Source organism: Pseudomonas sp. NFACC46-3, from assembly GCF_900114515.1.
Taxonomy (GTDB): Bacteria; Pseudomonadota; Gammaproteobacteria; order Pseudomonadales; family Pseudomonadaceae; genus Aquipseudomonas; species Aquipseudomonas fluorescens_Q.
Genome location: NZ_FOTH01000024.1, coordinates 1 through 21,514 on the forward strand (window position 1 = coordinate 1; position 21,514 = coordinate 21,514).

The window sequence follows — 21,514 nt, forward strand, 5'->3', positions numbered from 1 at the left end:
CCGAGCGGGAGCAAGCTCCCTCGCCACAGGGTAGTTGTCTGGCTTGATTGCGCTGTTGGTTACGGTGGCAAGGGTGGGCCCAAGTGCTGTTGAGTTGAGGTAGCCTCAAGCCCGCACCACAGGGGATCCGCGTTGTCTTCAGGATCCGGCCACACCCTGCGCCACGCCACCTTCGAGCTTGCGCCACAACAACCGCACATTGGCCTTGCGCACCAGGGCGCAGCGGTACAGGCGGATCTCCAGCGGCACGTGCCATTGTGTCCCACCGCAGATCACCAGTTCGCCCCGGGCCAGTTCGGCGCGTACGCTCAGGTGCGGCACCCAGGCGATGCCCAGGCCTTCCAGGGCCATGCTTTTGAGGCTGTCGGCCATGGCCGTCTCGTAGATGGTGGTGAACCGCAACGCCCGCTGGCGCAACAACTGGTTGACCGAGCGCCCGAGGAAGGCCCCGGCGCTGTAGGCCAGCAGCGGCACGCTGGCCTCGCCTTCAAGGTCGAACAGCGGCTTGCCATCGGCACCGGCGGCGCACACCGGCAGCATCTCGGTCTGGCCCAGGTGCAGCGACGGGAAGATTTCCGGGTCCATTTGCATGGCCGAATCCGGATCGTAGAAGGCCAGCATCAGGTCGCAGCCCCCTTCACGCAAGGCATGGACGGCATCGCCGACGTTGGTCGCCACCAGCCGCGTGGCGATGTTCATCCCTTCGTTGCGCAGTTGGGCGATCCAACGCGGGAAGAAGCCCAGCGCCAGGGAGTGGGCGGCGGCCACTTGTATGACTTCGCCCTGCCCGCCCTCCAGGTGATGCAAATGGCGCAACACTTCACCCAGTTGCTCGACCACCGTACGCGCCGTCACCAGGAACAACTGCCCCGCCGCCGTCAGCTCGACGGGCGTGCGCGAACGGTTGACGAGGGTCAGCCCCAGCGCCGCCTCGAGGCTGCGGATTCGCCGGCTGAAGGCCGGTTGCGTCACGAAACGCCGCTCGGCCGCCTGGGAGAAACTGCGGGTGGCGGCCAGGGCACTGAAGTCCTCAAGCCATTTGCTTTCAAGATTCATCACGCCTCCCTTAAACGCACCAAAACAGGTCACACGTTCGTCGCACCGCCGACGTCACACTGACATTATGCCGAATATGCATAGGCCAGTGCTTAACAGCATTGGCCCTATTTTTTTCGAGAGCCTAGGATTCGCAGCGTTCCGGCTCAGACCGGGTCCTTATCGAGATGATTTCCATCATGTCCTCCGCTGCATCATTCCGCACAGAAAAAGACCTGCTTGGCGTACTCGAAGTACCAGCGCAAGCGTATTACGGCATCCAGACCCTGCGAGCGGTAAACAACTTCCGTCTCTCTGGCGTCCCGATCTCGCATTACCCTAAGCTGGTGGTCGGCCTGGCCATGGTCAAACAGGCCGCCGCTGACGCCAACCGCGAACTGGGCCAGCTCAGCGAAGCCAAGCACGCAGCCATCAGTGAAGCCTGTGCACGATTGATCCGCGGCGACTTCCACGAAGAATTCGTGGTGGACATGATCCAGGGCGGCGCCGGCACGTCGACCAACATGAATGCCAACGAAGTCATCGCCAACATCGCACTGGAGGCCATGGGCCACCAGAAAGGCGAGTACCAGTACCTGCACCCCAACAACGACGTGAACATGGCGCAGTCCACCAACGACGCCTACCCGACCGCGATCCGCCTGGGTCTGCTGCTGGGCCACGACGCGTTGCTGGCCAGCCTCGACAGCCTGATCCAGGCGTTCGCGGCCAAAGGTGAAGAATTCAGTCACGTCCTGAAAATGGGCCGCACCCAACTGCAAGACGCCGTGCCGATGACCCTCGGCCAGGAATTCCGCGCCTTCGCCACCACCCTGAGCGAAGACCTGGCACGCCTGAAAACCCTGGCGCCTGAACTGCTCACCGAAGTGAACCTGGGCGGCACCGCCATCGGCACCGGCATCAACGCCGACCCGCGCTACCAGGCCCTGGCCGTGCAGCGCCTGGCAACCATCAGCGGCCAGCCGCTGGTTCCGGCTGCCGACCTGATTGAAGCAACTTCCGACATGGGCGCCTTCGTGCTGTTCTCCGGCATGCTCAAGCGCACCGCGGTCAAGCTGTCGAAGATCTGCAACGACCTGCGCCTGCTGTCCAGCGGCCCGCGCACCGGCATCAACGAAATCAACCTGCCGGCCCGCCAGCCAGGCAGCTCGATCATGCCCGGCAAGGTCAACCCGGTGATCCCGGAAGCGGTCAACCAGGTGGCATTCCAGATCATCGGCAACGACCTGGCCCTGACCATCGCGGCCGAAGGCGGCCAACTGCAACTGAACGTGATGGAGCCGCTGATCGCCTTCAAGATCTTCGACTCGATCCGCCTGCTGCAACGGGCCATGGACATGCTGCGCGAGCACTGCATCGTCGGCATCACCGCCAACGAAGCGCGCTGCCGTGAACTGGTCGAGCATTCGATCGGCCTGGTCACCGCCCTGAACCCGTACATCGGCTATGAAAACGCCACCCGCATCGCCCGTGTTGCCCTGGAAAGTGGCCGCGGCGTGCTGGAACTGGTGCGCGAAGAAGGCTTGCTCGACGACGCCATGCTCGACGACATCCTGCGCCCGGAAAACATGATTGCTCCGCGTCTGGTCCCGCTCAAAGCGTGATCGACACGACCACCGCTCACCAGGTCGAGGGACTAGACACCTCTCACCTTTTGAGGGCTTGGGGATCTTCCCCAAGCCCTTTTTTTAATTGATAGCAGCAAAGGATGACTGAACCTGTGGGAAGGAACCTACTCGCGATAAACGACGACGCGCTGCCCGTTGTAAACCGCGTCGCCAGCCAACGCGAGCAGGCTCGTTCCCACAAGAACCTGACCGAAAGGCCAGGTGTTTCAAAGGGTTCGTTTCGTCGGACGCACCACAACTGTGCAGACGGGCACCGCACTGATAGGTATAGTGCCGCCCCTCTTCGCATGAGCGGTCGTCTGCAGCGAGATCCTTAAACATGCGAAAACCGAACTAATAACAAACCCGCGAAAATGGACCGGGACGAAACATCGCCTCACCTGTTGTGCCGCGCGCCGACCGATGTAACGCGATATTTCCAAATGGCCAGCATTTGCTTAAACAAAAAACAGCGAGGAATACTCATGCTTGAAGTCATCAACGACTTCCTCTCAGGGAAAGTGCTGATCGTGCTCATTGTCGGGCTCGGAAGCTACTTCACGATCCGCTCGCGTTTCGTCCAGTTCCGTCATTTCTTTCACATGTTCACGGTGTTCCGTGACAGCCTGAAAAGCAGCACTGACCAGCTCAGTTCCTTCCAGGCCCTGATGCTCAGCCTGGCCGGTCGTGTCGGCGCGGGCAACATCGCCGGTGTCGGTATCGCCGTGACCCTCGGCGGTCCTGGTGCGGTGTTCTGGATGTGGGTGACCGCGCTGGTCGGCATGTCCAGCAGCTTCTTCGAATGCTCCCTCGGCCAGCTCTACAAGCGCTGCGACTCCGAAGGCCAGTTCCGCGGCGGCCCGTCCTACTACATCCAGCACGGCCTGCAGAAGCGCTGGTTGGGCATGATCATGGCGTTCCTGCTGCTGGTTACCTTCGGCTTCGCCTTCAACGGCCTGCAAGCCCATGCCGTCACCCATTCGCTGAACAACGCCTTCGGCTTCGACACCACCTACACCGGCCTGGGCCTGGCGGTGCTGCTGGGCCTGGTGTTCATTGGCGGGATCAAGCGTATCGCCAAGGTCGCCGACCTGCTGGTACCGGTCAAGACCCTGGCGTACATCGCCGTGACCATCTACGTGATCGTGCTGCAATTCGACCACGTACCGGCCATGCTGGCGACTATCGTCAAGAGCGCCTTCGGCCTGGACCAGGCCTTTGGCGGCCTGATCGGCAGTGCCATCGTCATGGGCGTCAAGCGTGGCGTGTTCGCCAACGAAGCCGGCCTGGGCAGTGCGCCTAACGTCGCTGCTGTCGCGTCGGTCGAACACCCGGTTGCCCAGGGTGTGGTACAGGCGTTCAGCGTGTTCCTGGACACCTTCGTGATCTGCACCTGCACCGCGCTGCTGATCCTGCTGTCGGGCTTCTACACCCCAGGTTTCGAAGGCGATGGCATTGCCCTGACCCAGAACTCCCTGGCGGCCGTCGTGGGTGACTGGGGCCGGATGTTCATCTCTGTAGCCCTGGCGCTGTTCGTCTTCACCTCGATCCTCTACAACTACTATCTGGGCGAGAACAACCTGCGCTTCATGCTGGGTGAAAACCGCAAGGCCCTGATCGCCTACCGCGCACTGGTCCTGGTCCTGATTTTCTGGGGCGCCATCGAAAACCTCAGCACCGTGTTCGCCTTCGCCGACATCACCATGACCCTGCTGGCGTTCGTGAACCTGATCGCGCTGTTCCTGCTGTTCAAGGTCGGCATGCGCATCCTGCGTGACTACGATGACCAGCGTTCGGCCGGCATCAAGACTCCTGTGTTCGATTCCAGCAAGTTCCCGGACCTGGATCTGGACCGCAAGGCTTGGCCTGCCAGCCCCTCGGCGCCGGTTGCCAAACCTGACGCCGCTGTTGCTGGCGCGACCGCAGCGCAACGCTGATCGGTAAAAGCTGTTTGTAAAAACCGGACGCATCCCCTGCGTCCGGCGTGACACAGCCTAAGGTCGGCGTCATGCTCGACCTTATGTTGTGGCAGCTAACCCACGCTGCCGTTTTCGTCCTCGGAGAACAACCCCATGAATGGCTCGACCTACCCTGCCGCCCAGCACGTCATGGTGCTCTACACCGGCGGCACCATCGGCATGCAAGCCAGCGCCCACGGCCTGGCCCCGGCATCCGGTTTCGAAGCGCGGATGCGCGATTACCTGCACAGCCAACCTGAACTCGTCGTCCCGCAATGGCGCTTCCGGGAAATGTCGCCGCTGATCGATAGCGCCAACATGACACCGGCCTACTGGCAGCAACTGCGCGAAGCGGTGGTCGATGCCGTGGATGTGCAGGGCTGCGACAGCGTACTGATCCTGCATGGCACCGACACCCTGGCCTACAGCGCCGCGGCGATGAGTTTCCAACTGCTGGGCCTGCATGCGCGGGTCTGCTTCACCGGCTCCATGCTGCCTGCCGGCGTGACCGACAGTGACGCCTGGGAAAACCTCAGCGGTGCGCTGGTCGCTCTCGGCCAAGGCCTGGCGCCGGGTGTGCATCTGTACTTCCATGGTGAACTGCTGGCGCCAACCCGTTGCGCGAAAGTGCGCAGCTTTGGTCGTCACCCGTTCAAGCGCCTCGAACGCCAGGGCGGCGGCCTCAAAGCCTCCTCGCTGCCGGCGCAGCTGAATTACAACCAGCCCAAGCAACTGGCGAACATCGCGGCGCTACCGCTGTTTCCCGGCATCAGCGCCGAGATCCTGGACGGCCTGCTGGGCAGCGGCATCCAGGGCCTGGTGCTGGAATGCTACGGCAGCGGCACCGGGCCGAGCGACAACCCGGCCTTCCTCGCCAGCCTCGAGCGGGCGCGGAACAGCGGTGTGGTCATCGTGGCGGTGACCCAATGCCATGAAGGGGGCGTCGAGCTGGACGTTTACGAGGCTGGCAGTCGCTTGCGTGGCGTTGGCGTACTGTCCGGCGGCGGCATGACCCGTGAAGCCGCGTTCGGCAAGTTGCAGGCATTGATTGGCGCCGGTCTGCCCGTGGAAGAGGTGCGACGGTTGGTTGAGCTGGACCTGTGTGGCGAACTCGCCTGACCCAGGCTCCGCACTAACCTGTGGCGAGGGAGCTTGCTCCCGCTGGAGCGCGAAGCGCTCCCAATGATCAGCGGTCGCTGCGCGCCCGAGCGGGAGCAAGCTCCCTCGCCACAACTGCAGTGTCATAGCACAAAGCGTCCGGCACATAACTTGCTCCGTTTCCAGCTTCCCCAGGCTGGAAACGGACATGCTTCATTCCCACCTCACCACCCTCAACGCCGTCTCACTGGTACTGAGCACCTTTAAAAGCGAAGGCTTGCCCAGTGATGCCTTGTTGGCCGGCAGCGGCATCAGCGCGGCGGACCTGAGCCGGGCCGATACGCGCATCACCACCAACCAGGAGATGCAGGTCTGCGCCAACGCCGTGGCCCTCAAGCGCGACATCGGCCTGGAGCTGGGCCTGCGCATGCACGTTTCGTCGTACGGCATGCTCGGCTATGCGCTGCTGACCAGTGCCACCTTAGGTGACGCCTTGCGCCTGGCACTGCGCTATCCGGCGCTATTGGGAACACTCTTCGAACTGAACCTGGACGATGACGGCCAGTACGTCTGGTTCAGCGCCAGCGATTATCGGGAGAATCCGGCCCTGGCGGTGTTCAATGCCGAGTTCTGCATGGTTTCGCTGAGGGTCATCTGTAACGACCTCCTTGGTCATGCACTGCCCTTGCGTGCGGCACGCTTCGAACATCCGGCGCCCGATTACCAGGCGCGCTACGCCGAGCTCTTCATGTGCCCGGTGCGCTTCGACAGCGTCGATAACGCGTTCGCCTTCGAGCGTCACTGGCTCGACCAACCCTTGCCCCTGGCCGACTCCGTCACCCATCACGCCATGGCCGAACGTTGCCGCCGGCAGAACACCGAATTCACCGGACGCCAGGCCTGGCTGGGACGGATCCGCCAGTTGCTCGACGCCCAACTGAACGCCGCCCCCGGGCTGGAAGGCCTGGCCGAACAAATGAACTGCTCGGCACGCACCTTGCGACGCCACCTCAAGGACCTGGGCTGCAGCTACCAGGAACTGCTGGACGAACTGCGCTTCGAACGGGCCAAGCAGATGCTCTGCGAGGATCAATTGCCGATCTATCGAATCGCCGAACGACTGGGCTTCAGCGAAACCGCCAGCTTCCGCCACGCCTTCGTGCGCTGGAGCGGCGTGGCGCCCAGCCAGTTCAGGCCTTGAACCGTTGCTTTCCAATACTTGGGGGGACCGGGATATGGCTAGTACCTGTGGCGAGGGAGCTTGCTCCCGCTGGACGGCGAAGCCGTCCCAAAGATGGTCAGCGCAGTCCCACGGACAAACCGCATCAGCCGAATTACGACGGCTGTGCCGCCGAGCGGGAGCAAGCTCCCTCGCCACATAGGGTGTGCGCCTTGAGGCCCAGTCAGCCCCGCAAAAACGCCTGATGCAACGCATCCACCGTATCGAAGTGATACGCCGGGCCCTCGGCGCTAAGTTCTGCATGGCTGCCAAACCCATACCCCACCGCCGCTGCATCCAGGCCATTGCTGCGGGCGCCGATCAGGTCGTGTTTGCGGTCGCCGATCATCAGGGTGCTGGCCGGGTCGAGGCCTTCTTCGGCCAGCAGGTGGGCGATCAGCTCGATTTTGTCGGTGCGGGTGCCGTCCAGTTCACTGCCGTAGATCACCTTGAAGTGCCGGGCGAAGTCGAAGTGGCGGGCGATTTCCCGGGCGAAGACCCAGGGTTTGGAGGTGGCGATGTACAACTGGCGCCCTTGGTCGCCCAGGGTTTCCAGCAGTGGCATCACGCCGTCGAAAACGCGATTTTCGTATAGGCCAGTGACCTTGAAGCGCTCCCGATAGAAATTCACCGCCTCCCAGGCCTTCGCTTCGTCGAAGTCGTAAAACTGCATGAAGGCCTGCAACAGCGGTGGGCCGATGAAATGCTCGAGGCGGCTCAGGTCGGGCTCGTCGATGCCCAGCTTGCTCAAGGCGAACTGGATCGAACGGGTGATGCCTTCGCGGGGGTCGGTGAGGGTGCCGTCAAGGTCGAAGAGTACAGTCTGGTAATGCATTGCAGTTCCTGGGAGTAATGGGGCTGCTGCGCAGCCCAGCGGGAGCAAGCTCCCTCGCCACGATGAATAGAGGTGGCAGGCGAACCCGTCAGGCCTGGTCGTAGCCTTCAGCCAGATGCAGGTCCTTGAGCTTCACGTAGTTCGCCGCACTGTAGGTGAAGAACGCGCGCTCCTTGTCCGTCAGCGGCCTGGCCTGCTTCACTGGGCTGCCCACATATAAAAAGCCGCTTTCCAGACGTTTGCCCGGCGGCACCAGGCTGCCAGCACCGATGATCACATCATCTTCGACCACCGCGCCGTCCATGACGATGCTGCCCATGCCGATCAGGATCCGGCTGCCCACGGAGCAGCCATGGAGCATGACTTTGTGGGCGATGGTCACGTCGTCGCCGATCAGCAATGGGAAGCCCTCGGGATTGAACGGCCCGGCATGGGTGATGTGCAGCACGCAGCCGTCCTGGACACTGGTGCGGGCGCCGATGCGGATGCGGTGCATGTCGCCGCGAATGACCGTCAGCGGCCAGACGGAACTGTCTTCGCCGATTTCGACGTCGCCGATCACCACCGCGGTGCTGTCGACAAAAGCGCCACGGGCTAACTGCGGGCTGTGATTCTGGTACGTGCGAAGGGTCACGATAGGCTCTCTCTTTGTTACTGATAGGTGCTGCTAGCTGCGGTGAACGTCGATTGTAATTAAGATGGGCCCATGTTTCTTCCAGCCAAGGTGTCAACCGTGAGCGTGAACAACCCTCTTTTGCAATCCTATGACCTGCCGCCATTCTCGGCGATCCGTGCCGAGCACGTGCAACCGGCCATCGAGCAGATCCTGGCTGACAACCGTGCCGCCATCGCTGAAATTCTCAAGACCCAGGGCAGCCAGCCTACCTGGGCCGGCCTGGTATTGGCGATGGACGAACTCAATGATCGCCTGGGCGCCGCCTGGAGCCCGGTCAGTCATTTGAACGCCGTGCGCAACAGCCCGGAACTGCGCGAAGCCTACGAGGCCTGCCTGCCGGCACTGAGTGCCTACTCCACCGAGCTGGGCCAGAACCGCGAGCTGTTCCAGGCCTTCGAAGCCCTGGCGAGCAGCCCTGAAGCCGCCGGTTTCGACGTAGCGCAGAAAACCATCCTGGAACATTCCCTGCGTGACTTCCGCCTGTCGGGTATCGACCTGCCACCGGAGCAGCAGAAGCGTTACGCCGAGGTGCAGAGCAAACTGTCCGAGCTGGGCAGCCGCTTCTCCAATCAACTGCTGGACGCGACCCAGGCCTGGACCAAGCACGTCACTGACGAAGCCGCCCTCGCTGGCCTGACCGATTCGGCCAAGGCGCAAATGGCCGCCGCTGCCCAGGCCAAGGAGCTGGACGGCTGGCTGATCAACCTGGAATTCCCCAGCTACTACGCAGTGATGACCTACGCCGAAGACCGCGCCCTGCGCGAAGAAGTCTACGCCGCCTATTGCACCCGCGCCTCCGACCAGGGCCCGAACGCCGGCCAGAACGACAACGGCCCGGTGATGGAACAGATCCTCGACCTGCGCCAGGAACTGGCCCAATTGCTCGGTTTCGCCAACTTCGCCGAGTTGAGCCTGGCGACCAAGATGGCCGAGTCCAGCGACCAGGTCCTCAGTTTCCTGCGCGACCTGGCCAAGCGCAGCAAGCCGTTCGCGGCGCTGGACCTGGAACAGCTCAAGGCTTTTGCCGCCGAACAGGGCTGCCCCGACCTGCAAAGCTGGGACAGCGGCTTCTACGGTGAAAAACTGCGCCAGCAGCGTTACAGCGTGGCCCAGGAAGCCCTGCGCGCCTACTTCCCGATCGACAAGGTCCTGAGCGGTCTGTTCGCCATCGTCCAGCGTCTGTACGGCATCGAGATCGCCGAACTGAAAGGCTTCGACAGCTGGCACCCGGACGTGCGCCTGTTCGAAATCAAGGAGAACGGCCAGCACGTCGGCCGCTTCTTCTTCGACCTCTACGCCCGCGCCAACAAGCGTGGCGGTGCCTGGATGGATGGCGCCCGCGACCGTCGCCGTACGATCGATGGCGTCCTGCAAAGCCCGGTCGCCAACCTGGTGTGCAACTTCACCCCGGCCGACAGCGGCAAGCCGGCGCTGCTGACCCACGACGAAGTCACCACGCTGTTCCACGAGTTCGGCCATGGCCTGCACCACCTGCTGACCCGCGTCGAACATGCCGGCGTGTCCGGCATCAACGGCGTGGCCTGGGATGCCGTGGAGCTGCCGAGCCAGTTCATGGAAAACTGGTGCTGGGAACCCGAAGGCCTGGCGCTGATTTCCGGCCACTACGAAACCGGCGAACCGTTGCCCCAGGACCTGCTGGAGAAAATGCTCGCGGCGAAAAACTTCCAGTCCGGCCTGATGATGGTTCGCCAACTGGAGTTCTCGCTGTTCGACTTCGAGCTGCACGCCACTCACGGTGACGGCCGCAGCGTGGCGCAAGTGCTCGAAGGCGTGCGCGACGAGGTGTCGGTCATGCGTCCGCCGGCCTACAACCGTTTCCCCAACAGCTTCGCCCACATCTTCGCTGGCGGTTACGCGGCGGGCTATTACAGCTACAAGTGGGCGGAAGTGCTATCAGCCGACGCGTTCTCCAAGTTCGAAGAGGACGGCGTGCTCAACGCCGACACCGGTCGCGCCTTCCGCGAGGCGATCCTGGCCCGTGGCGGTTCCCAGGAGCCGATGGTGCTGTTCGTCGACTTCCGTGGCCGTGAACCGTCGATTGACGCACTCTTGCGCCACAGCGGCCTGACCGAGGACGCGGCAGCATGAGTGAGGGACCTGTGATTACCAAGCGACGCTTTATCGCCGGGGCGGTCTGCCCGGCCTGCAGCGAGCCGGACAAATTGATGATGTGGAACGAAGACGGCGTACCGCACCGTGAATGTGTGGCCTGCGGTTATTCCGACACACTCAACGAGCAAGGCCTGTCGGTGCCCAAGGAGTTGGGCACCCGCGTGAACACGTCGGCGCTTAAAGCGCCGGACGCCAAGGTCCAGGCGGTGCAGTTTTTCCCCAACCCCAAGTTGAAGAAAAAAACCGACTGACATCTGCGGCATCACCTTCCGGGCCGCCCGGCCCGGAAGCGGTACATATATACCGCAGGGCTTACGGCCTTCCTGCCCAGACTTGTTCATCAAGTCCACTGACAGGAAGGCTTCCATGCCCCACGCTGACAACCCGCTGTTGCAGGCCTACGACCTGCCCCCTTTCGACCGAATCAAAGCCAGGCATTTCTCACCGGCCCTTGACCGGATCCTGGCCGAGAGCCGTGCCCAGGTCGCCCATATCATCAAGACCCAGGCAGCGTTTCCCACCTGGGATGACCTGGTGCTGGCCATGGATGAAATCCACACGCGATTGGAAGGTTTCGACGCCCTACTGGACCTTCTGGCCTCGGCCCGAAGCGGGGACGCATGGACGCAGGCTTCATTGGACTGCACGGCGCGGCTGCATGATTTCCAGCGCTGGCTGAGGCAGCATCCGGAACTGTTCCAACTTTATCAGCGCCTGGCAGACAGCCAGATCGCCCAGCATTTCGAACCGGCGCGCACACGCGTCCTGGAAAAAATCCTCCGACAATTTCGCCAGAACGGTCTGGCGCACACGTCGCGGCCCGACCTGGACGCCTTGAAGCGCCGCATCAAAGAGGCTCAACAACAGTTTCTGGAGAACCTGCACAAGGCCAATAACGCCTGGAGCAAAACCTTCGACGATGAAAGCGAGCTGAGCGGCCTGCCGTCGGCTTTCAAGCAGCAGATGGCCCGCCAGGCGCGCGAGGCTGGGCACACCGGATGGCGGCTGGTCCTCAGCGACGAGTCATTTGGCATCGTCACGGGCTACGCCGACAACCGCCTTTTGCGCCAAGCACTGTACGTGGCCTACAGCACCCGCGCATCGGACCAGGGGCCCCACGCCGGCCAGTTCGATAACGGCAAGGTTCTCCAACAATTGCTCGATGATCGACACCAGTACGCGACAGCACTCGGCTACGCGAATTTCGCCCAAATGGCGCTCGAGCCAGAACAAGCCGAATCGGCCGAGCAGGTCACGACATTCTTGCGCGGGCAACTCGCCCTGCACCAAAGCGCTTTTGCCAAAGACACCGAACAGCTCAAGGCCTTTGCCCGCCTGCATGGTTTCAGCGAGCTGCAACCTTGGGACTATCCGTACCTGACGGAAAAGCTTCGCCAGCAGACGGCGGGAACCTCCCGACATGCGCTCAGTGCCTGGTTTCCCTTGGCGTCGACATTTGCACAATTGCTGCTGATCGCAACGGAGCTGTTCGGGGTGGATTTCATCGAACGTCAGGACGTTGCCACCTGGAATCCGGAGGTGCGGCTTTTCGAAGTTCGCGAGTGGGATCAGCTCATCGGCTACCTGTATTTCGATCCGTTCGACGACGCGAACCGCAATGGCTACCCCAATACCACCACCCTGCGAAACCGCTCCATCACCGCCGAAGGCCGGCCCCGTTACCCTATCGCGATCCTGCATGGCTGGCTGCCGCGCGGCTCGGGTGACCAGCCAGCCGTGCTCGACCACCTGCAGTTGCGCATTTTGTTTCATGAGTTCGGCCATTGCCTGCATCATCTGCTGACCCGGGCCGAGTACCGCGAGATTTCGGGCATCACCGATCTATCCCGCGATACGTCCGAGTTTGCCGGCATGCTGTTGGAACAATGGTGTTTCTCCAAGCCATGCCTGGTCCGCGTGTCGAAGCACTACCAAACCGGTGCGGCGATGCCTGACAAGGTCGCTGATCAACTGCTGACCTTCGCCAATACTCAGGCCAGTTGGGAAACCGCCTTGCTGTTGCGCAATGCGTTATTCGATATGGAGCTGCATCGGACCCACGGCGACGGGCGTAGCGTCCAGCAGGTGTTCGACCAGGTCAACGCGCACACGGGGCATTTGCCCTCTTTCGCGAACGAACGCTGGCCCAATGGCCTGGACTACATGGTGACCGGTTATGCGGCGAGGATTTACGCCTATCCCTGGTCGAAGGAATGGGCCCTCAGCGTGTTCGAGCGGTTCAAGCGCGAAGGTCTGTTCAACCCGGCGACAGGCCGGGCGCTGCGCGAAACCGTGTTTGGTCCGGGCGACTCGCGGCCACTGTCCGAATCCATCGCCGCCTTTATCGGCCCATCGCCGGTCAATGCTCCGGCTGCAAAACCTGAGGATCGAGGTGTCGCGCCGTCGTCGTTGAATTGACCCAGCTTTCCAGGGAGCACAGGGCAAACACGCTGGTGCTGCAGTCGCCGTTCGCCAATGCCGTGCGAAGTTTTTCCACATCGGCCTGCATCATGTAGCGAACGCCATCCTTGAAGTGATGGCTGTCACCGAAGCCGCCCTCCGTCATTTCGTTCAGGGCGTCTTCTTTGCTCCAGCCCTGGACCACCACCCGGTACATGGCGGCCACCAGCCCGGTGCGATCCGAGCCGTGCTTGCAGTGCATCAGCACCGGCCCCTTGGCCTCGGCAGCCTGCACGGCGCGCAGGGCCCGGAGAATGTCACTGTCGTCGACATGGTTGGTGCGATAGGGCAACTGCACCTGCTCGATGCCGGGGGTGGACAGCCAGCGCTTATCCGACTCCGGCAGGAAGGTAATGACCGTGCCGATCCTGAGTTTGCTCAGCAGGGGCAAGGCCCCGCCGTCCGGCAAGGAGCTGCGGTAGAGCGTGGGGGACATCTGGTAAAGGTTGTAGTCCTTTTCCACTGGCTGGGCCCATTCAGCAGGCCTCGTCTCGGCGGCATCATCCGCCTGGACCGGGGATTCGGCGAGTCCGACGAGCAAGGCCAGGCAGAGCAGTGAACGGGTACATAACTTGAACATGCAGGAGCGACCAGGAGCGAAAAGGTACGAGACGGCCAGTTTCGGCTCGCTCCGGTTAAAACCCCGTAAGGAGGATGTCAAAGTGTTGTGAATTGCGCACCGGGTGCCCATCGGGCTGCTGAATGGCACTGGCCTAAATGGAAGGCAGCGAATACTGTATGCACATACAGCTATTGGAGTATCGCCATGTCAGCCTCTCTGCCGCCGCGCGGTCGCGGCACCGCTGCCAACCCGCACAATCGCTTTGCCCCGAGCCGCTCGGTGACCGAGGACGACGGCTGGTATCAGGAAGTCCCGCCGACCCAGGGCACCGAAGTGCGCATCGAAATGGCCAAGACCATCATTACCCGCAATACCTCGTCCGATATCCCCTTCGACCGCTCGATCAACCCGTACCGAGGCTGCGAACACGGCTGCATCTACTGCTATGCTCGGCCCAGCCATGCCTATTGGGACATGTCGCCGGGGCTGGATTTCGAAACGAAGCTGATCGCCAAGAGCAATGCCGCCGATGTGCTCGAAGAGCAATTGTCCCGGCGCGGCTATCAATGCGCACCGATCGCGCTGGGGTCCAACACCGATCCCTATCAGCCTATCGAGCGTGAACAACGGATCACCCGCCGGATTCTCGAGGTGCTGCTGCGCTATCGGCATCCGGTGACCATCGTCACCAAGGGTTCGCTGATCCTGCGCGACCTGGACCTGCTGACCGAGCTGGCGCAACAACGCCTGGTGCACGTGATGATCAGCCTCACCACCCTGGACGATGAGCTCAAGCGTATTCTCGAACCCCGCGCGGCAGCGCCCAAGGCGCGGCTGCGTGCGATCAAGGTCATGCGCGAGGCGGGTATTGCCGTGGGGGTGCTGTGTGCACCGATGATCCCGATGATCAATGACAGCGAGATCGAGAGCCTGCTGACCGAAGCCCACGCCGCCGGCGCGCAGAATGCCGCCTACGTCATGCTGCGCCTGCCGCTGGAAGTCGCGCCGCTGTTCGAGGATTGGTTGCAGGCGCACTACCCGCAGCGCGCCGCCCATGTGTTGAGCCTGGTCCGCCAGAGCCGCGGCGGCGAGTTGTATGACAGCCGCTTCGGTGCGCGGATGCGCGGTGAAGGCCCGTTCGCCGACCTGCTGGCCCAGCGTTTCGTCAAGGCACTCAAGCGCTTGGGGCTGGAGCGCCGTGACGGATACAATCTGGATTGCGATGCCTTCTGTCCGCCGGGCCGACAGATGTCTTTGATTTGATTAAAGTTGACCTTGGAACGGCTGCTGGACATGAACTGCGCCAGTGTTTCGCCACCCCTGTAATCGTTGTCCTAGAGCCTTCGATTTCAGTTTGAGTTAAGTTTCGGCCGCTACCTTGTTCTTCGAGTGACTGACGGGTCGAACATGTCGACCTGGATGTTTTAGCCACTGGTTCCGTCAAAGAGGATGAATCATGAGTGACAAGGATAAACAGCCGTTGGCTGCGTCGGCTTCAGCCCAACCCGAGGCGGAAACCGCCGATGCAGCGCTGCAGCATATTGTTGACGGCTTTTTGCATTTCCATCACGAGATCTTTCCGCAACAGGAAGAGCTCTTCAAGAAACTCGCCACCGCCCAGAAACCCCGGGCAATGTTCATCACCTGCGCCGACTCGCGCATCGTGCCCGAGTTGATCACCCATAGCTCCCCCGGCGACCTGTTCGTGACCCGTAACGTCGGCAACGTCGTTCCACCTTATGGGCAAATGAACGGCGGCGTCTCCACCGCCATCGAATACGCCGTACTGGCCCTCGGCGTGCAGCACATCATTGTCTGCGGCCATTCCGATTGCGGCGCCATGCGTGCCGTGCTCAACCCGGACACCCTGGAAAAAATGCCCACGGTCAAGGCCTGGCTGCGCCACGCCGAAGTGGCCAAGACCATGGTCCACGACAACTGTCCGTGTGGCGACGAAAAACAGACCATGCCGATCCTCACCGAAGAGAACGTGATCGCACAGTTGCAGCATTTGCGAACGCATCCCTCGGTCGCATCGCGCATGGCCAATGGTCAGCTGTTCATCCATGGCTGGGTGTACAACATCGAGACCAGCGAGATCAAAGCCTATGACGCGGACCAGGGACGTTTCCTGCCGCTCGATGGCAGCCATCCGATACCGGTGGCGACGCCCAAAGCGCGCTTCTAACCACTCCTAAACTTGTGTGGTTCAAGCCTTGCCGCCATTTGCGCGGTAGGGCCTTGCCATGCCTGAAGAAAACTTCGGGAGAGTCGCCATGCGTGCTCAATTAAAAGCTGTTCTGCCACGGGAGCTATTGGCTTCGGTGGTGGTGTTTCTGGTGGCGCTGCCCTTGTGCATGGGCATTGCCATCGCGTCCGGCCTGCCACCGGCCAAAGGCCTGATCACCGGCATCATCGGTGGCCTGGTGGTGGGTTTCCTGGCAGGTTCCAAGCTGCAAGTCAGTGGCCCGGCCGCCGGGTTGGCGGTGTTGGTCTTCGAATTGGTGCGCCAGCATGGCGTGGCAATGCTCGGGCCGATCCTGTTGCTGGCCGGTCTGTTGCAATTGTTGGCCGGGCGCTTTCGCCTCGGCTGCTGGTTCCGGGTCACCGCGCCTGCGGTGGTGTACGGGATGCTGGCGGGTATCGGCGTGCTGATCGTATTGTCCCAGGTCCATGTGATGCTCGACGCCGCGCCCAAGCCGTCAGGGCTGGATAACCTCGCGGCGTTCCCGGCGGCGGTGGCCCAGGCCTTGCCGTCCTTCGGCTGGCAGGCCGGCTTGCTTGGTTTGTCGACGATTGCGGTGATGTGGTTGTGGGAGAAGTTTCGCCCTCACAGCCTGCGCTTCATTCCCGGCGCCTTGCTTGGGGTGGGCCTGGCGACCATCGCCAGCCTGCTGCTAGCCTTGCAGGTCAAACGGGTGGAAGTCCCGGAGAACCTCGCCGAAGCCATTGATTGGTTGCGCCCGGCGGACCTGTTGAACCTGGCCGACCCGACGCTGCTGATCGCCGCCTTCGCTGTCGCCTTCATTGCCAGCGCCGAAACCCTGCTGTCGGCAGCCGCCGTGGACCGTATGCACAGCGGTGACCGTGCGGACTTCGACCGCGAACTGTCGGCCCAAGGTATCGGCAACATGCTCTGCGGCCTGCTCGGCGCCCTGCCGATGACCGGGGTTATCGTGCGCAGCTCGGCCAACGTCCAAGCTGGGGCCACCACGAGGATGTCGACGATTTTCCACGGCCTGTGGTTGCTGCTGTTCGTGTTGTTGCTATCCAGCGTGCTGCAAAGCATTCCGGTGGCGAGCCTGGCGGGCGTGCTGGTGTACACCGGTTTCAAACTGGTGGACCTCAAGGCGTTTCGCAGCCTGGGCCGCTATGGCCGGATGCCGATGTTCACCTATGCCGCAACGGCGCTGGCGATCATCTTCACCGACCTGCTGACCGGTGTGCTGATCGGCTTCGGCCTGACCCTGGCGAAACTGGCCTGGAAAGCCTCACGGCTGAAAATCAGCCTGATCGACCTGCCCCAGGAAGGCGAAATGGAACTGCGACTGGTCGGAGCGGCGACCTTCCTCAAGGTGCCGGCGCTGACCCAGGTGCTGGGCAGCATACCGACAGGCGCGACCGTGCATGTGCCGCTCAATAACCTGAGCTACATCGATCACTCGTGCCTGGAGCTACTGGAAGAATGGGGCCGGGCGAATGCCAGCAAGGGTTCGAAGCTGCTGATCGAATCCCGCGGGCTCAAGCGCAGGTTGGAGGGGCGGTTGCGCACGACCGTGGGGGTTGGCGCGGCTTCTGCCTGACGCTCCAGGCAACCGCTCACTCAAGGTTTGCTTGATTCATTGTGGCGAGGGAGCTTGCTCCCGCTGGACTGCGCAGCAGGCCCATTTTTGTGAGTGCTTCGCACTCAAGCGGGAGCAAGCTCCCTCGCCACGGGGGCCGCTATTTTCGTGAGTGGCCCATCAAGCCGCCGGCTGATCCAGCTCCAGCCCAACACCCAGACGACGGGACATGCACGGCCAGCGCTTCCAGGCCGCGCCGGTTTGCGGGCTGCTGAGCTTCTCGCGGTAGGTTTCTACCGACTCCAATGCAAACGTCTCGTCGTTGAGCATCTCATCGAACGTGTGATGGACCACTTCATCGAGTTGGTTGGCAAATGCCTCACCGATCAACTGGTGAGCGATCAGATTGGCGACCGTCATGTCCAAGGGGATCAATGGCTGGCCGAAATGCTTGATGTACAGGTCGTTGACCTCTTCGACGAACCGATGTGCCAGGTAGGCTTCGTCCAGAAGGCTGTCGAGCCCGACATGCCCGGCCATGATGGTCGGCGGCTGGAGGAAGTACTGTTCGGCAATCTTCAATACCGGTTTGATCTGCGACTCGATACCCGCCTCCCTGGCGACGTCATTGGCTGCATCCAGCAGGTCGGGTACTTCCTCAATGTAAGCGGCGACAAAACGCGCCAGGACGTCGTTGGCGTCCGCGTCCGGCAATTGAATGGCTCGGTGCAGGTTCGGCAGTTGGGCCGTCAACTGACGAGTCAACTGGCCGGTTTCGGCCTCGTGTTGTTGGGCTTTTTGGATCTGCTCGCGCAATGCGGCGGTGTTCATGACAACTCCAGGAAACAAAGGCAATGAAATAGGGAAGACATAACTTAGCTGGCGCAAAAACACTCCTAAGACCTATTTTTCATAACTGTCGCTTCCTTGCTACGTCGCAGTTATATCGATTTGCCATCACTCAGGTCGCATCCTTCTCCATTCGTGGGCTCTAGCGCAAGCCCCGGCTGTTTCAAACGATTTACGCCATCGCGTTGCGAGGTTGCAGGTGCTGTCTATACTCGGTTTGGAATGGAGTTAGCTGATGACACCCGATTGCATGTGCAGCAAGGCGCGGCGAGTCAATTAAGCAGTCTGAATAGCCGATCCCTTGCCGCAGGCTTTACGCCTACGGGATAACAAGAACGATAAGGGGAACCCGCAATGACGCGACATCCACACGTATGGATGGGCCTCCTGTTGTGGTCGATTTTCAGCCAGGCGCAAGCGGCCTGGACTGTGAATATGGCGCCTGGAGCGACACAGATCAGCAACGCAGTGTTCGACCTGCACATGACCATTTTCTGGATCTGTGTGGTCATCGGCATCATCGTCTTCGGCGCCATGTTCTGGTCGATGATGATGCACCGCCGCTCAACCGGCCAAAATGCCGCGCATTTCCACGAAAACACCCGCGTCGAAATCCTCTGGACCATCGTACCCTTCGTGATCCTGGTGCTGATGGCGATTCCTGCCACCGCCACCCTGATCAAGATGTACGACTCCAGTGAATCGGACATCGATATCCAGGTCACCGGCTATCAATGGAAATGGCACTACAAGTACCTGGGCCAGGACGTCGAGTTCTTCAGCAACCTGGCCACCCCCGCCGAACAGATCCATAACCAGAGCGCCAAGGGCGAGCACTACCTGTTGGAGGTCGACAAGCCGCTGGTGCTGCCGGTCGATGCCAAGGTGCGCTTTCTGGTGACCTCCGCCGACGTGATCCACTCCTGGTGGGTGCCGGCCTTCGCGGTCAAGCGCGATGCGATCCCCGGGTTCGTCAACGAAGCCTGGACCCGTGTCGACAAACCTGGGCTGTACCGCGGCCAGTGCGCCGAGTTGTGCGGCAAGGACCACGGTTTCATGCCGATCGTGGTGGAGGTCAAGAGCAAGCCCGACTACGAGAAATGGTTGGGCGAACGCAAGGCCGAAGCCGCGCAGCTTAAAGAGCTGACCAGTAAGGAATGGACGCGCGAAGAACTCGTTGAGCGTGGCGACAAGGTCTACCACACCACCTGCGTGGCTTGTCACCAGGCCGAAGGCCAGGGCCTGCCGCCAATGTTCCCAGCACTCAAGGGCTCGAAAATCGCCACCGGGCCGATCAAGGATCACCTGAACATTGTCTTCCACGGCAAACCCGGCACCTCCATGGCCGCGTTCGGCAAACAGTTGTCGGAAGTCGATATCGCCGCGGTCGTGACCTATGAACGCAACGCCTGGGGCAACAACAAGGGCGACATGGTGACGCCCAAAGAAGTGCTGGAACTCAAACAGGCAGAAAGCCAATGAGCCGGCCTGACGTGTGTTCCCGCAACCGGTCGGGGCTCATTGCCCCGCGCCGTCCAGCCCACTCGTTCGAAGGAGACAGGACATGAGTGCTGTGATCGATGACCACGGTCATGCCGGCGCCGACCACGCCCACGGCCCCGCCAAGGGCCTGATGCGCTGGGTGCTGACCACCAACCACAAGGATATCGGCACGCTGTACCTGTGGTTCGCCTTCTCGATGTTCCTGCTGGGCGGCTCGTTCGCCATGGTGATCCGCGCCGAGTTGTTCCAGCCCGGCCTGCAGATCGTGCAGCCGGAATTCTTCAACCAGATGACCACCATGCACGGCCTGGTGATGGTCTTCGGTGCGGTGATGCCGGCGTTCGTCGGCCTTGCCAACTGGATGATCCCGCTGATGATCGGCGCGCCGGACATGGCCCTGCCACGGATGAACAACTTCAGCTTCTGGCTGTTGCCGGCGGCGTTCCTGATGCTGGTGTCGACGCTGTTCACCCCGGGGGGCGGGCCGAACTTCGGCTGGACCTTCTATGCGCCGCTGTCCACTACCTATGCGCCGGAAAGCGTAACGTTCTTCATCTTTGCCATCCACCTGATGGGCATCAGCTCGATCATGGGCGCGATCAACGTGATCGCCACCATCCTCAACCTGCGCGCGCCCGGCATGACCCTGATGAAGATGCCGCTGTTCGTCTGGACCTGGCTGATCACCGCGTTCCTGCTGATCGCGGTGATGCCGGTGCTGGCCGGCTGCGTGACGATGATGCTGATGGACATCCACTTCGGCACCAGCTTCTTCAGTGCCGCCGGTGGCGGTGACCCGGTGCTGTTCCAGCATGTGTTCTGGTTCTTCGGCCACCCCGAGGTATACATCATGATCCTGCCGGCCTTCGGCGCCGTCAGCTCGATCATTCCGGCCTTCTCGCGCAAACCGTTGTTCGGCTACACCTCGATGGTCTATGCCACGGCCGCCATCGCGTTCCTGTCGTTCATCGTCTGGGCGCACCACATGTTCGTGGTCGGCATTCCGCTGGTGGGCGAGCTGTTCTTCATGTACGCGACCCTGCTGATCGCCGTGCCCACCGGAGTGAAGGTGTTCAATTGGGCCAGCACCATGTGGCAAGGCTCTCTGACCTTCGAGACGCCGATGCTGTTTGCCGTCGCGTTCGTGATCCTGTTCTCCATCGGTGGTTTCTCCGGGCTGATGCTGGCCATCGCCCCGGCAGACTTCCAGTACCAGGACACCTACTTCGTGGTCGCGCACTTCCACTACGTGCTGGTGCCCGGCGCCATCTTCGGGATTTTCGCCTCGGCCTACTATTGGCTGCCGAAATGGACCGGCCATATGTACGACGAAACCCTCGGCAAGCTGCACTTCTGGCTGTCGTTCATCGGCATGAACCTGGCGTTCTTCCCGATGCACTTTGTCGGCCTGGCGGGCATGCCCCGGCGGATTCCTGACTACAACCTGCAGTTCGCCGACTTCAACATGGTCTCGTCCATCGGCGCCTTCATGTTCGGCACCACGCAGATCTTCTTCCTGTTCATTGTGATCAAGACCATCCGTGGCGGCGAGCCGGCACCGGCCAAGCCGTGGGATGGGGCCGAAGGGCTGGAGTGGAGCGTGCCGTCGCCGGCTCCGTATCACACCTTTACCACGCCGCCGGAAGTGAAATGAGATGACTCATGGAAGCCCTGTGGGAGCGAGCTTGCTCGCGATGGCAGCGACTCGGTGTGACAGACACACCGCTATCGCGAGCAAGCTCGCTCCCACAAGGTTCCTGGTAGGGACTGGAAATC

Annotated in this window: 17 protein-coding genes; 12 read left to right on the plus strand and 5 right to left on the minus strand. The window is 61.8% G+C overall.

Translation table 11 applies throughout. From position 1 onward, the window contains the following. Positions 1-138: 138 nt before the first annotated feature. Positions 139-1,056, minus strand: a complete 918-nt coding sequence (locus BM300_RS21320; protein WP_072347566.1) for a LysR substrate-binding domain-containing protein — start codon at positions 1,054-1,056, stop codon at positions 139-141. Between the two features lie 179 nt (positions 1,057-1,235). On the opposite strand from BM300_RS21320, the gene aspA reads away from it, so the two are divergent. From aspA to BM300_RS21340, 4 genes are all read left to right on the plus strand, one after another. Continuing rightward, entirely contained in the window at positions 1,236-2,660 is a 1,425-nt protein-coding gene (gene aspA / locus BM300_RS21325; RefSeq protein WP_003196363.1) for an aspartate ammonia-lyase, read from the plus strand. Positions 2,661-3,148: 488 nt separating this feature from the next. Next, positions 3,149-4,600: an alanine/glycine:cation symporter family protein gene (locus tag BM300_RS21330; RefSeq protein WP_063323556.1), complete on the plus strand. Its 1,452-nt coding sequence runs from the start codon at positions 3,149-3,151 to the stop codon at positions 4,598-4,600. A 135-nt stretch (positions 4,601-4,735) separates the two neighbouring features. Then, a complete protein-coding gene (locus BM300_RS21335; protein WP_092463923.1) occupies positions 4,736-5,740 on the plus strand; it encodes an asparaginase in 1,005 nt (334 codons plus the stop codon). 187 nt (positions 5,741-5,927) lie between these two features. Continuing rightward, complete coding sequence (locus BM300_RS21340) at positions 5,928-6,920, plus strand: AraC family transcriptional regulator (protein WP_092148753.1); 993 nt, start codon at positions 5,928-5,930, stop codon at positions 6,918-6,920. Positions 6,921-7,122: 202 nt separating this feature from the next. Here BM300_RS21340 and BM300_RS21345 read toward each other — a convergent pair whose 3' ends face one another. Both BM300_RS21345 and BM300_RS21350 read right to left on the minus strand, forming a co-directional pair. Further along, on the minus strand, positions 7,123-7,773 hold the full coding sequence (locus tag BM300_RS21345) for an HAD family hydrolase (protein WP_092347712.1): 651 nt from the start codon (positions 7,771-7,773) through the stop codon (positions 7,123-7,125). An 88-nt stretch (positions 7,774-7,861) separates the two neighbouring features. Continuing rightward, on the minus strand, positions 7,862-8,407 hold the full coding sequence (locus tag BM300_RS21350) for a gamma carbonic anhydrase family protein (RefSeq protein WP_092148759.1): 546 nt from the start codon (positions 8,405-8,407) through the stop codon (positions 7,862-7,864). A 72-nt stretch (positions 8,408-8,479) separates the two neighbouring features. On the opposite strand from BM300_RS21350, the gene prlC reads away from it, so the two are divergent. The 3 genes from prlC to BM300_RS21365 all read left to right on the plus strand — a co-directional run bounded on the left by prlC (position 8,480) and on the right by BM300_RS21365 (position 13,000). Beyond that, positions 8,480-10,558, plus strand: a complete 2,079-nt coding sequence (gene prlC / locus BM300_RS21355) for an oligopeptidase A (RefSeq protein ID WP_170862086.1) — start codon at positions 8,480-8,482, stop codon at positions 10,556-10,558. After that, complete coding sequence (locus BM300_RS21360) at positions 10,555-10,833, plus strand: YheV family putative zinc ribbon protein (protein ID WP_018600854.1); 279 nt, start codon at positions 10,555-10,557, stop codon at positions 10,831-10,833. The genes prlC and BM300_RS21360 overlap by 4 nt, the downstream gene beginning before the upstream one ends. Before the next feature lie 115 nt (positions 10,834-10,948). Further along, entirely contained in the window at positions 10,949-13,000 is a 2,052-nt protein-coding gene (locus BM300_RS21365; protein WP_092463926.1) for a M3 family metallopeptidase, read from the plus strand. Here BM300_RS21365 and BM300_RS21370 read toward each other — a convergent pair. Then, positions 12,942-13,622, minus strand: coding sequence for a phosphatase domain-containing protein (locus BM300_RS21370; RefSeq protein ID WP_092463928.1), 681 nt, complete (start codon positions 13,620-13,622; stop codon positions 12,942-12,944). The two genes, BM300_RS21365 and BM300_RS21370, sit on opposite strands and share 59 nt — an antisense overlap. Positions 13,623-13,808: 186 nt before the next feature. Here BM300_RS21370 and BM300_RS21375 point away from each other — a divergent pair, with 186 nt between their 5' ends. The 3 genes from BM300_RS21375 (at position 13,809) to BM300_RS21385 (ending at position 17,407) form a co-directional block, all read left to right on the plus strand. Then, positions 13,809-14,867 (plus strand): PA0069 family radical SAM protein, encoded by a 1,059-nt coding sequence (locus tag BM300_RS21375; protein ID WP_063323563.1) that lies wholly within the window; start codon positions 13,809-13,811, stop codon positions 14,865-14,867. Positions 14,868-15,060: 193 nt separating this feature from the next. Then, positions 15,061-15,792 (plus strand): carbonic anhydrase, encoded by a 732-nt coding sequence (locus BM300_RS21380; protein ID WP_063323564.1) that lies wholly within the window; start codon positions 15,061-15,063, stop codon positions 15,790-15,792. A gap of 88 nt (positions 15,793-15,880) precedes the next feature. After that, positions 15,881-17,407 (plus strand): SulP family inorganic anion transporter, encoded by a 1,527-nt coding sequence (locus BM300_RS21385; RefSeq protein ID WP_092463931.1) that lies wholly within the window; start codon positions 15,881-15,883, stop codon positions 17,405-17,407. A 159-nt stretch (positions 17,408-17,566) separates the two neighbouring features. Here BM300_RS21385 and BM300_RS21390 read toward each other — a convergent pair whose 3' ends face one another. Next, positions 17,567-18,217, minus strand: a complete 651-nt coding sequence (locus BM300_RS21390; RefSeq protein WP_063323566.1) for a hypothetical protein — start codon at positions 18,215-18,217, stop codon at positions 17,567-17,569. Positions 18,218-18,589: 372 nt separating this feature from the next. Between BM300_RS21390 and coxB the strand changes: the two genes are divergently transcribed. Together coxB and ctaD are read left to right on the plus strand one after the other, a co-directional pair. Next, the gene (gene coxB, locus BM300_RS21395; RefSeq protein WP_053126998.1) at positions 18,590-19,717 is read left to right on the plus strand and encodes a cytochrome c oxidase subunit II; all 1,128 of its coding nucleotides are present in this window, start codon (positions 18,590-18,592) and stop codon (positions 19,715-19,717) included. A gap of 82 nt (positions 19,718-19,799) precedes the next feature. After that, positions 19,800-21,392, plus strand: a complete 1,593-nt coding sequence (ctaD, locus tag BM300_RS21400; RefSeq protein ID WP_063323567.1) for a cytochrome c oxidase subunit I — start codon at positions 19,800-19,802, stop codon at positions 21,390-21,392. Positions 21,393-21,514 lie beyond the last annotated feature (122 nt).